9 protein-coding genes are annotated in these 13,086 nt (G+C 41.1%); 1 reads left to right on the plus strand and 8 read right to left on the minus strand.

The features are described 5' to 3' along the window. Positions 1-212: 212 nt before the first annotated feature. The 5 genes from RWM06_RS03195 to RWM06_RS03215 form a co-directional block, all read right to left on the minus strand. Positions 213-1,808 (minus strand): hypothetical protein, encoded by a 1,596-nt coding sequence (locus RWM06_RS03195; RefSeq protein WP_313970097.1) that lies wholly within the window; start codon positions 1,806-1,808, stop codon positions 213-215. Positions 1,809-1,819: 11 nt separating this feature from the next. Continuing rightward, positions 1,820-2,230, minus strand: coding sequence for a peptide deformylase (locus RWM06_RS03200; protein ID WP_313970098.1), 411 nt, complete (start codon positions 2,228-2,230; stop codon positions 1,820-1,822). Positions 2,231-2,347: 117 nt separating this feature from the next. Beyond that, on the minus strand, positions 2,348-5,044 hold the full coding sequence (locus RWM06_RS03205) for a cation-translocating P-type ATPase (RefSeq protein WP_313970099.1): 2,697 nt from the start codon (positions 5,042-5,044) through the stop codon (positions 2,348-2,350). Positions 5,045-5,282: 238 nt separating this feature from the next. Further along, complete coding sequence (locus RWM06_RS03210) at positions 5,283-6,254, minus strand: glycosyltransferase family 2 protein (protein WP_313970100.1); 972 nt, start codon at positions 6,252-6,254, stop codon at positions 5,283-5,285. 1 nt (position 6,255) lies between these two features. After that, on the minus strand, positions 6,256-7,689 hold the full coding sequence (locus RWM06_RS03215; RefSeq protein ID WP_313970101.1) for a hypothetical protein: 1,434 nt from the start codon (positions 7,687-7,689) through the stop codon (positions 6,256-6,258). 160 nt (positions 7,690-7,849) lie between these two features. On the opposite strand from RWM06_RS03215, the gene mntE reads away from it, so the two are divergent. After that, positions 7,850-9,034, plus strand: coding sequence for a CDF family manganese efflux transporter MntE (gene mntE / locus RWM06_RS03220; protein WP_313970102.1), 1,185 nt, complete (start codon positions 7,850-7,852; stop codon positions 9,032-9,034). 37 nt (positions 9,035-9,071) lie between these two features. Here the strand turns inward: mntE and RWM06_RS03225 are convergent, their stop codons facing one another. From RWM06_RS03225 to dapB, 3 genes are read right to left on the minus strand one after another with little or no spacing between them, the layout of a single operon-like run. Beyond that, positions 9,072-10,943 carry an ABC-F family ATP-binding cassette domain-containing protein gene (locus RWM06_RS03225; RefSeq protein WP_313970103.1) on the minus strand — a complete coding sequence of 624 codons (1,872 nt, stop codon included), beginning with the start codon at positions 10,941-10,943 and terminating at the stop codon, positions 9,072-9,074. Next, entirely contained in the window at positions 10,940-12,139 is a 1,200-nt protein-coding gene (locus RWM06_RS03230; protein WP_313970104.1) for a CCA tRNA nucleotidyltransferase, read from the minus strand. Before RWM06_RS03230 ends, RWM06_RS03225 begins: the two co-directional genes overlap by 4 nt. Then, entirely contained in the window at positions 12,136-12,903 is a 768-nt protein-coding gene (dapB, locus tag RWM06_RS03235; RefSeq protein ID WP_313970105.1) for a 4-hydroxy-tetrahydrodipicolinate reductase, read from the minus strand. The genes RWM06_RS03230 and dapB overlap by 4 nt, the downstream gene beginning before the upstream one ends. Positions 12,904-13,086 lie beyond the last annotated feature (183 nt).

Below are 13,086 nucleotides of genomic sequence, written 5' to 3' on the forward strand. Positions count from 1 at the left end.
CAATTGGAAAGCCCTAGCTTTTTTGTGGTCGAGAACTATTTTGTCCCAGGCTCTTCACGTTATTCAAGCCTTATTGCTCTTGACTCGTCACTTGCCTCTTAATACTCAATGAAAATCAAAAAGCAAACTAGGAAACTAGGAAACTAGCCGCAGGCTGTACTTGAGTACGGCAAGGCAACGTTGACGTGGTTTGTAGAGATTTTCGAAGAGTATTACTGCACTTTAAAGGTCTTAAGATAATTATCTTTTCCTACTTGACCTTCGAAGGTTTTACCATTTTCAAGGTAAGGAAGGTCATCTGATACTGAGGCCTTGACCTTGTATATCTTGCCATCAACTTTAAAGAAATAGACAGTGTCGCCCTTGATTACAGCCGATTTGAGGTCTGCTACCACACCCTTGATGCTTTCTGTTGTTGCATTATCAATCTCAAGGTCGTTTTTATTGGCATACTTGCTGAGCAGTTCTTCTACTGTAGTAGCTACGATAACATTTTGGTACTCGACTGCGTCTACCAGGGCATACTCTTTGACCAAGCCAGCATTGTCCTTCAAGCCCATGATATAGAGAGGCTTGTCATTAAGATTGATGAGGATTGGGAAGGTTGCCTTGTAGGATTTCTCCTGAACAGCACCTTCGGCTGATTCACGGGCTGATTCTTCGGTCGCAGAAGCCAAGCTGTACTTAGTGATTTCTCCTGTCCGCATATTTTCAAGGATGAAACCAAGATTACTCTCATCTGCATTAGCCGACGTCACACCTGTGTAAAGATAGATGTCATTGCCGATAGACAAGTAATTATAGCCCTTGGTAGTCTGGGTCACGTTTTTCTTGGAAATCATGGCATTCCAGAAACCGTCCTTGTACTTGCCGTTGTAGTTGATTTGCTCAATAGTTTCCTCAGCTGGATAAACCCTGTCCACCCATTCTGGAACATCTGCCAAGTTGTATTCCTTGGTTTCTCCATTTGTAGCATCCAAGATAATGACTGAAACAGGACGAGGAACCGCAAGTCCAAATTGCTTTTGGTAAACCGTTGCTACATAGAAAGGATTACCCTCATCGTCCACCTCAAAAGATGGAGTCTTGAATATCTTTGTTGGGTACTTAAAGCGCAGATGACGCTTGACATCGCGGTTAAAATACTCTGAATCCGAATACTTGATTGGTGTCTTCAAGTCCACCAAGTTGGCATTTCCTGTGACCATGTCCACCTTGATATACTCACCGATTCCCTTGGCTTGATTGTTAAACCATTTGATAGGGTCTGCATATTCTAGTGGTGTGACTCGATAAGGTTTCCCATCAATCGTTAGTTGGGTATAGGTGTCTGCCGCTACGTACTGCGACACCTTATCTGTTAGAGAACCCAAGTAGCGGTCTCCAATTTTTTCAGCAGTGCTTCTATCTAGGATAGGAACTTTACTGGTGTCAGTCTTAGGAAATTCAGTAAAGTCTTTTTCCGTAACTGTGACTACATTAGCATAATTTTTAGCCTGAAAAATGCTGGAAGTCATCAAGGAAACCAAACCTGCCAAGAGAAGAATTCCTCCAATAGAAGCAAAAAGAACTTTCCCTAACCGATTGATTTTGAAACCCTCAAGATTTAAAGCAGCTTCCGCCTTGCCGTGGCGCACATGAACCGTTTTGACCAGATTGATCCCCTTGCCAAAGCCAAATAAGATAGCTACAAGCAGCAAATGCCCACAAAGGAAAAAGAGAAATTCCCAGCTGGTCAGGTTAAGAGGCGGTAAAAAGATATACCAGGTCGTTGCGATAAAAATAAGTTCAAAGACTATTCGTTTCATTTGCTTTCCTCCTAAATGATTCGTCCTTCCAAGTGATCCAGTTCATGCTGGCAAATCTGGGCTGGGAAGCCTGTCAAGGTCATGGTCTGTTCCTGCCACTTGCTGTCACGATAGGCAACGGTTAGGGTTTCATAACGCTTAGTAGGTCTCACACCTACCAAGGACAAACAGCCTTCCTCTGTCTCATAAGGTCCTTCAAAGGACAGGAGCACTGGGTTAAACATGACCACAGGAACCAAGCCCAGATTAAAGATAATCACGCGCTTCTGCACCCCAATCATATTGGCAGCCAAACCGACACAAGTCTCACGATTCGCTAAGAGAGTATCTTGTAAGTCTCTAGCAAGATACAGATCATCCTGACTTGCCAGCTGAGATACCTGAGATAAAAACAAAATATCTTTCACAATTTTCTTTTCCACTTCCTCACACTCCTCTTGCTTTTTACTATATTATAGCAATTATAGCACAAAAGCCGATAACTGCAAGCCCTTTCCCTCAACTGTAGTAAAAAGCCATCCGAAGATGACTTTTTCTTTTTAAATCGCATTCTTGTCAAAGCCAAGTTTGCGTTGGATAAATTTAACGATTTCGACGATGATAATCATTGAGAAGCTTCCAGACATAACAATTCCCCATTGAGACAAGTCTAGTTTGGTTACGTGGAAGATTCCTTCAAGCGGTTCTACGACGATTGTTGCCATAAGAAGGATGAAGGATACCAAGATGGACCAGTTAAAGGTCTTAGACTTGAATGGACCAACTGTCAAGATGGATTGGTAAACAGATTTGACATTGTAGGCATGGAAGAGCTGAATCAAACCAAGGGTTGCAAAGGCCATAGTAAGGGCATCCGCATGAATGGCATGATTGTCACCCACATGAACTGGGTAAGCAATCGCAAGGCCATAAACACTCATAACAAGGGCTGCTTGGAGTACACCTTGATAGATGATAGAACTGAAAACACCACCTGAGAAGAAGCTTGCCTTACGTCCACGCGGTTTATGATTCATGACACCTGGCTCCGCAGGTTCAACACCTAGTGCAATTGCTGGGAAGGTATCCGTTACCAAGTTGATCCACAAGAGATGAACTGGCTGCAAGACGTCCCAACCAAACAAGGTTGATAGGAAGATGGTTAATACTTCAGCAGTATTGGCAGAAAGTAGATACTGAATAGTCTTTTGAATGTTTGAGAAGACCTTACGTCCTTCTTCAACTGCAACGATGATAGTCGCAAAGTTATCATCAGCAAGAATCATGTCAGAAGCTCCCTTAGAAACCTCTGTACCAGTGATTCCCATACCGATACCGATATCGGCTGTTTTCAGAGCTGGCGCGTCATTGACACCGTCACCTGTCATGGCAACGACCTTACCTTGTTTTTGCCATGCTTTCACGATACGAACCTTATGTTCTGGAGATACACGGGCATAAACAGAGTATTGACCAACTACTTTTTCAAATTCTTCATCAGATAGTTCGTTGAGTTCGGCACCAGTTAAAACGTGGCCTTCTGTATCATTTGCATCAATGATTCCCAAACGTTTGGCAATAGCTTCTGCTGTATCTTGATGGTCACCCGTAATCATGATTGGACGGATTCCAGCTTCCTTAGCCACACGAACAGCCTCAGCTGCCTCAGGACGTTCAGGATCAATCATCCCAATCAAACCAGTAAAGATTAAATCATTTTCAAGCTCTTCAGAAGTGAGGTTTTCTGGAATACTATCAATAATCTTATAAGCACCTGCAAGGACACGCAAGGCTTGGTGAGCCATTTCAGAGTTGTTTGTATGAATGAGGTTTGTAACCTTCTCATCAATCGGAGCAATATCCCCAGCCTTATCACGAAGAACACAACGTTTCAAGAGTTGGTCTGGCGCACCTTTAACGGCTACGAGGAAGCGTCCATCTGCAAGTGGATGAACTGTTGACATGAGCTTACGTTCAGAATCAAATGGTAACTCAGCCACACGAGGATATTTCTCTAAAAATCCTTTGACATCGTAGCCCTTGTCCAAGGCATACTGGATAAAGGCTGTTTCGGTTGGATCACCAATTAGATTGCCTTCCACATCAATCTTAGTATCGTTAGCTAAGACTACTGAACGTAGAAGCGGCATTTCAAGACCCAGCTCAATGTCATCAGCTGAGTCATGTAGGACTGCATCGTAGAAGACTTTTTCGACTGTCATCTTGTTCATGGTCAGCGTACCAGTCTTATCAGAAGCGATGATTTCAGTTGAACCAAGCGTTTCTACTGCTGGCAACTTACGAACGATAGAGTTTCGCTTTGCCAAAACTTGAGTACCAAGGGCAAGAACGATCGTTACGATAGCTGGGAGCCCTTCTGGAATGGCTGCAACGGCAAGCGCAACAGAGGTCATCAACTCACCAAGTGGGTTTTTTCCTTGAATGAAGACTCCAACTACAAAAGTAACAAGGGCAATGACCAAGATAGCATAGGTCAAAACCTTAGAAAGGTTGTTCAAGTTTTGTTTAAGTGGTGTATCTGTCTCATCCGCATCTTGAAGCATACCTGCGATATGACCAACTTCAGTGTACATCCCTGTATTGACAACAACACCCATCCCACGACCATAAGTCACATTTGAGTTTTGGAAGGCCATATTGACACGGTCACCGATACCAGCATCTGCAGCAAGTTCAACTGTCAAGTCTTTTTCAACTGGAACAGACTCACCTGTAAGAGCTGCTTCTTCGATTTTAAGAGAGTTGGCTTCTAATAAACGTAGGTCTGCAGGTACTACATCACCAGCTTCGAGAGCGACGATATCACCTGGTACCAATTCTTTAGAATCAATCTCCGCCATATGCCCATCACGAAGAACGCGGGCAGCTGGACTAGACATAGATCTGAGGGCTTCGATAGCTTCTTCAGCTTTTCCTTCTTGGTAAACACCAAAGGCAGCATTGATGATAACCACGGCTAGGATGATAATGGCATCTGCGATATCTTCCCCACCAGAAGTCACGACTGACAAGATTGCTGCCGCAACTAGGATAATAATCATCAAATCCTTAAATTGCTCGATGAACTTGACCAGTATTGATCGTTTCTCGCCTTCTTCGAGTTCATTGTGGCCAAATTCTGCAAGGCGCTTTTCCGCCTCACTTGATGACAAACCTTGCTCGGTCGCATCCACAGCCTTCAAGACCTCTTCAGGACTCTGAGTGTAAAACGCTTGGCGTTTTTGTTCTTTTGACATGTGTCTCCTCCTTGACATTGTGTGCAAAACAGACTCTCTTTTTCCTCATTGTATCTTTTTACGACAAACAAAAAGAGACCTGTTAATCATAACAAGTCTCGCTGTTTAAGATAGTGCCGGAAAACATACTTTTCAGTACAAAATTCGGAATGACGACACTATCACAGGTTTCTGCCAGCTACTCCCTTGAGTAGTACTATTATACCAAATTTTGGAAAGTTTTCAAAGAGTAAAGATTCTATAAAATTCTATCCTTATCAAAAGTACGTTCACTGATAATATATCTAGGACGACGTTTCGTTTCTAGGTAAATCTTTCCAATATACTCACCAATTACTCCCAAACTAATCAATTGTACTCCACCAAGTAAACTGACTATTGCATAGGTGCTTGCCCAACCAGCCACAACCGTACCAGCAAACTTACTCCATATGCCCCAAATAATCAATAAAAAACTAAAGAGTGACGTCAAAACACCAAGACTTGTAATCAAACGAATCGGTTTGATTGATAAACTGGTAATACCATCCATAGCCAAACCAAGCATTTTATATAGTGGATAATGGCTCTCACCAGCAATTCGTTCATAGCGCTTATACGAAACATAAGAATATTTAAAGCCAACTAAAGGCATTAAACCACGAAGAAATAGATTAACTTCTTGGAACTTCTCTAACTCCTTCAAAAATCTTTTTGATACCAATCTATAGTCGGCATGATTAAAAACAACTTCTGCTCCAAATAAGCGTAGTACCTTATAAAAACCTTCAGCTGTAATTCGTTTAAATGCAGAGTCCGTGTCACGATTATCCCGTACACCATAGACAATTTCCGAACCACTTTTATATTCTTCAACCATTTTGTCCATACAATTGATATCATCTTGCCCATCAGCATCTATAGTAATAACAATATCAGCAAACTGAATAGCCTCATACATCCCTGCAAGGACACTACTTTGATGCCCCCTATTACGACTTTGTGACACGCCAACTACAGAAGGGATGGTTTTAGCATAACTTTCTATCAGTTCCCAAGTCTGATCCTTACTACCATCATTTACATACATGATTTTACTAAGAGGATGGATTTCTTCTTTCTTTACTAATTGTTCAATTTTTTCAACAAACATTGGATTAGTGTGTGGTAAGACTTGCTCTTCGTTATAACATGGAACAACTATATATAAAATTGGCTTTTTCCTGCTCATACTATTCTCCTCCTTTTCTATAAATCATAGCTGTATCAATCTGTTTTTCTAAGTGATAATTTACTTTAATATAATCCTTAATAAAAGAGTCAGTCCTCTTACCATAATCCCATTCAGTATCAAATACAATATAGATAGGAGGATTTTCTTGTATAGATTTTTTAAACTCATCAATAATAACTCGATCATCTGTCACAGCTGGGATGAAGAAAAATTTTGTACTAGCTAGCCGTTCACTATACAAATAAATTGTTCCATTTTGACGGTGTGTATAAATTCGGTCATCCATCGACGTATTTTTCTCTATATAGCTAGCAACGCGTTGCTGTTTCTCAGATCTATTCAGATATCTTGTATTCATACTTTTCATGATGGATTTTACATCATTCTGGTATACAATAATAAATCCTAAGAATAAGACAAAAAATACTTGAAAAGACATTTTCTTGGATATGCTATGAAATAAATAGGAAATATATGGAATCAAAATCGGGAGCATGACTAAAATGTAATGACCATAGCTTCTTTTTGAGATAAGAGCCAGAAGTAAACAAATAATAAAAACAAAATGATAGAAGATTGATTTTATTCCAAATTTCTTCCACAGTGGTATCAAGGAAAATAACATCAATAAATTAAGACTTAAGAGATTTGTTTGGGAAAGGTACCATCTGATAATCTCATACATCGAAACGTTATTAGACTCTGTAGTATAAATAAAATTAATTCCAATCGACTGGTATACCATTTCAATAAAGATGCCCTTTGAGAACAGATATAGGCACAAAGGGATAGTTGGTATTAATACTCCAACGAAAAATAATCCTATCAAAGAAAACAAGTCCCTATATGCTTTCTTTAGTATAAAATCAATCAATACATAAATACAAAATACTAGCCAAATCCCTATCATATTTGCTTTCGTAAAAAATACAATAGCGAAAAATGCACCTGATACTACGATGTCATTTTTGCTGAAATCATTTTCTATAAATAATTTCAAAAAAATGTATAATGAATAAGCCAAAAAAGGTAAAATAAAACCTTCTAAACTCCAGCCACCATCAAAAAAATACTCATAAATTATAAAGATAATTGCTAACGTTAAAATTGTTTGCTTATTCCCAGTAAATAACCTTGAAATCTTATAGCTAGCTATAAAGAATAGAAATGTGCAAAATAGGTATAAAAATTTAATTCCTAACGCACCACCAATAAGATATCCTAGGTAGTTCAGTAAAAAAACAACTGGGCCCTTATGATCAAATAGGTCTGCATACATCAATTCTCCTCGATTCATTGCATACCCAAAATATTCAAAAATACTAGCATCTGAAAACGGTATTCCTTGTTTGACATTTGTTACCATCGAAAACCAGACTAAAACAGTAAAGAGTAAAGAAATATTCGTTACTAAAATACTTATTTTTTTCAATTTTATTCACCTCAACTTTTCACTTTATCAGTCTATCATATTTCCTAAAAAAAAAAAGTATTTTCTGTTTTGTATTTTCTTACTTTTATCCATCCTATTTGAATTTTCCCTTGAAAACCAGTATAATGGTAGAATGCTATGTGACTAGAAAGGAAGTTGAATGAAGCAATCTATCTCAAATCTCAAGTTAGCTGAGCGTGGGGCCATTATCAGTATTTCGACCTATTTGATCTTGTCTGCAGCCAAATTAGCAACTGGGCACCTCCTCCATTCATCCAGTTTGGTGGCAGATGGTTTTAACAACGTGTCCGACATCATTGGAAATGTGGCCCTCTTGATTGGAATCAGGATGGCACGCCAGCCTGCTGACCGAGACCACCGTTTTGGCCATTGGAAGATTGAAGATTTGGCAAGCTTAATCACTTCCATCATCATGTTTTATGTCGGTTTCGATGTACTTCAGGATACTATTCAAAAAATTCTCAGTCATGAAGAAACGGTCATTGACCCTCTTGGTGCAACCCTAGGAATTATTTCTGCAGCGATTATGTTTATGGTTTATCTCTATAACACTCGTCTCAGTAAGAAATCCAACTCCAAGGCACTGAAGGCCGCAGCAAAGGACAATCTTTCTGATGCTCTTACCTCACTTGGTACTACTATTGCCATCCTAGCTAGCAGTTTCAATTATCCCATTGTGGATAAACTGGTTGCCATTATCATCACTTTCTTTATCTTGAAGACTGCCTATGATATCTTTATCGAGTCTTCCTTTAGTCTTTCAGATGGCTTCGACGACCGCCTGCTTGAGGACTACCAAAAAGCTATCATGGAAATTCCCAAAATTAGCAAGGTTAAATCGCAAAGAGGTCGCACCTACGGTAGCAACATTTACCTTGATATTACGCTAGAAATGAATCCTGACTTGTCTGTTTTTGAGAGTCATGAAATCGCGGATCAAGTCGAGTCTATGCTGGAGGAACGTTTTGGAGTCTTTGATACCGATGTCCATATCGAGCCCGCACCTATTCCTGAGGATGAAATTTTAGACAATATCTACAAAAAATTGCTCATGCGTGAACAATTGATCGACCAAGGAAATCAACTGGAAGAGCTCTTGGCAGAAGATTTTGTCTATATTCGTCAAGATGGAGAGCAGATGGATAAAGAGGCCTATAAAGCCGAAAAAGAGTTGAATGCTGCTATCAAGGATATACAAATTACTTCTATCAGTCAGAAAACAAAACTCATCTGCTATGAATTGGACGGAATTGTCCATACCAGTATCTGGCGTCGCCACGAAACTTGGCAAAATATTTTCCATCAGGAAACAAAAAAAGAATAGAGAAATCCTGTCCATGAGACGGGATTTTTCTATTCTTCTAGCTATCAAATTCACTTAGGTATTCATAGCGTTCGTATTTTTCAAGGAGTGCTTCGTTTTTCTCATCCAGTTCTTTTTGGAGAGTCGCTAGCTTACCAAAGTCAGAGCCGTTGGCCTGCATCTCATCTTCAATAGTATTGATACGATTTTCCAAGGCTTCAATATCGCCTTCAATGCTTGCCCACTCCTGCTTTTCTTGGTAGGTCATGCGTTTCTTGTCTTCTCGAACCTTGACCACCTTTTCCTTCTCGGCTTTTTGCACTTGATTGGCCATCTCTGTTTCAAAGACTTTTTCATCAAGGTAGTCGGTATAATGACCAAAGAATGGACGAATCTTGCCATCTTCAAAAGCGAGAATCTTGGTCGCTACCTTATCCAAGAAATAGCGATCGTGACTGACTGTCAAAACTGGCCCTGCAAAACCTTGCAAGAAATTCTCCAAAACTGTCAAGGTCGCAATATCCAAATCATTGGTTGGCTCGTCTAAGAGGAGAACATTTGGTTTTTCCAAGAGCAGTTTGAGGAGATAAAGACGTTTTTTCTCTCCCCCAGACAATTTCTCAATCAAGGTTCCATGCGTCGAACGCGGGAAAAGGAACTGCTCCAGCAACTCTGCAATCGAAGTACTAGAACCACCACTGGTCTTGACCTCTTCTGCCACCTCCTGCAAGTAATTGATCACTCGCTTACTTTCATCCAAGCCCTCAATTTGTTGAGAGAAATAGGCGATACGAACAGTTTCTCCTATTACAACTTGACCGGCTGTCGGCTCAAGACTTCCTGCAATCAAGTTGAGGAGAGTTGATTTTCCAACACCATTGTCCCCAACGATTCCGATACGGTCTTTGGCCTGCACCAAGAGATTAAAATCTTGCAAAATGGGCTTGTTTTCATAGGCGAAGGAAACATCCTTAAACTCGATAACTTTTTTCCCAATCCGACTAGTCTCAAAATTTATGGTCAAGTCTGTTTCAGCAACGCCGCCTGAAACTTCCTTTTTCAAGTCATGGAAACGATTGATACGAGCCTGCTGCTTGGTCGCACGCGCCTGCGGTTGTCTGCGCATCCAGGCTAATTCTTGCTTATAAAGTTGTTCCTTTTTGTGGAGAATAGCTGCATCACGCTCGTCCTGTTCCGCCTTTAGGCGAACATAGTCCTGATAATTGCCCTGATACTCCGTCAATCCAGCTCGGTCCAACTCGAAAATCCTTGTTGATAAAGCATCTAGGAAATAACGATCATGGGTAATAAAAAGGACGGTCTTCTTGGAATTTTTCAAAAAGAGGGTCAGCCACTCAATAGTCGCAATATCCAGATGGTTGGTCGGCTCGTCCAAAAGCAAGAGATCGTGGTTGCCAAGTAAGACTTGCGCCAACTGAACTCGTCTTCTCAGACCACCTGACAATTCCCCAACAGGAGTCGATAAGTCCTGAATACCCAGCTTACTGAGAACGGTCTTGACCTGACTCTCGATTTCCCAAGCTTGGAGAGAGTCCATTTCAGCCATGACCCGTTCCAAACGAGCCTGCTTGTCCTCACTGTAGTTGAGCATGAGGAGTTCATACTTACGAATGAGCTGGATTTCCTTGAGGTCGCTGGAGAGGACCGTATCCAAGACAGTCATGTTATCATCAAAATCAGGATCCTGGGTCAAGTAGCCAATCTGGTAATCATTTTTAGCTGAAAAAGGACTGACATCCCCATCAAATCCAGAAACACCAGAAAGAACATCTAAAAGGGTTGTCTTACCCGTTCCATTGACACCGATTAGACCAATTCTATCCAAGTCATGGATGATAAAGGAAATATCCTTAAAAACGGTCTTATCACCGACGGATTTACTTAGTTTTTCAACGATAAAATCACTCATTTTTTCTCCCTCAGATAAGCATGGATGGCTTGACGGTCATTTTCCAATTCTCCATCGACAATGGCATACTCAATCTCTGTTAAAATATCTCCCAAGTCTGGTCCCGGCTGATAGCCATATTCCTTGATTAAAATGCCACCGTTGATTTGGATTTCTTTCTTATCATGAATGGTCAAGCTCTGGTAGGTTTCTGTGATGACTTGTGGGTTGACTTGTTTTCCCTGAGCCTGACGAAGACTTTCAGCTTGTAGAAGGGAATCCAAGTCAAAGCGGTAACAATCGCGCTTGCTCAATTCTCCTTTTTCACGCAAGGCCAAAATAGTCAGCAAATCCTGAACTTGCTTGGTAAACTGGCGTGAGGTCTTCCAAGACTTCAAAAATGGCTGCGCATTTTCAATCTCCAAAGCCCACAGTAAAGCCGCCCAGGCTTGTTCAGAGGATTCAAAAGTAAAACTAGTCTCCAAATCAAACAGTCTGTTGAGCTTATCCTGGCTAGATGCCATATCAGGGAGATAGTCATAAGCTTGACTCTCAATCATGGAAGCCAAGCCCCTTCTCCAAAAGGGAGCCAGCAAAAGTTTATCAAACTCAACGAAGGTACGCTCCACAGAAATTTTCTCCAAAAGTGGCGTCAAAGTCTTCATAGCTTTAAATGTTTCTGGCTCAAGTTCGAAGCCAAGACTGGCCTGAAAACGGAAACCACGCATAATCCGCAAGGCATCTTCGTTGAAACGCTCACTTGCCACTCCAACCGCCCTCAAGACTTGATTTTCCAAATCGTCTAAACCATGGAACAAGTCAATGATTTCTCCTGTCTCGTCCAAGGCAAAGGCATTGACTGTAAAATCACGGCGCTTGAGGTCTTCTTCTAGCGAACGCACAAAGGAAACCGCACTAGGTCTACGATAGTCCACATAGACATCTTCTGTCCGAAAGGTGGTCACCTCATACTCCTCGTCCCCATCTAAGACCAAAACAGTTCCATGCTCGATTCCGATATCGGCTGTTCGCGGAAAAATCTGCTTGGTTTCTTCTGGATAAGAAGACGTCGCAATATCCACATCATGGATAGGGCGATTGAGGAGGGCATCTCGAACAGATCCCCCAACAAAATAGGCTTCAAAGCCTGCTTCTTTAATTTTTTCTAATACTGGTAAAGCCTTCTGAAATTCAGAAGGCATTTGCGTTAATCTCATAATAAGTGTTCTAATCCATAGACAAGCTCATGACGCTTGACAACTTCTTTAATTCCCAAATTCACCCCTGTCATGAAGGAGCTACGATCATAGGAGTCATGACGGAGGGTCAATCCTTCTCCTTGATTTCCAAAGATGACTTCCTGATGAGCTACCAAACCTGGCAAACGAACTGAGTGGATCCGCATGCCATCAAAATCAGCACCACGGGCACCTGCAATCAATTCTTCCTCATCAGGCGCACCTTGCTGAATAGACTCTCGAACTTCTGCCATCAACTCAGCTGTTTTAATAGCTGTTCCACTCGGAGCATCCTTTTTCTTATCATGATGGAGCTCGATAATCTCCACATTTGGGAAATATTTGGCAGCCTGCGTCGCAAATTGCATAAGCAAGACAGCACCCAAGGCAAAGTTAGGAGCAATCAAGCCACCCAAAGCTTGGGCACGAGAAAATTCTTTTAGCTCTGCAATTTCTTCACTTGTGAAACCTGTTGTTCCAACTACTGGAGCAAAACCATTTTCAAGAGCAAAGCGTGTATTTTCATAGGCAACAGCTGGTGTAGTAAAGTCTACCCAGACATCCGCTTTAAAGCCTGCTAAATCAGCCTTATCCTTGAAAACAGGAATTCCCTGCCATTCTGACTCAGACTCAAAAGGATCCAAAACTGCTACCAAGTCCAAGTCTGAATCAGCCAAGACCATCTGACAAGCAGCTTGGCCCATCTTTCCCTTAAAACCAGCAATAATTACTCGAATACTCATCTCTACTCCTGTCTAAGATACAAAGCCTGTAAGAACACAAAATGAAAATAGGAGTTCTGATCAAGGATTGTCTACTCCTTGGAAGAACTAGCTTTTTCACACAGGGTTTCAGGCGTGTTCAATTATCAAGATACAAAGGACGTTAGATGCCCATGAAAAATAGGGAATGGCGCTGACTTTCCA

Origin of the sequence: uncultured Streptococcus sp. (assembly GCF_963516575.1) — a bacterium.
Classification (GTDB): Bacteria; Bacillota; Bacilli; order Lactobacillales; family Streptococcaceae; genus Streptococcus.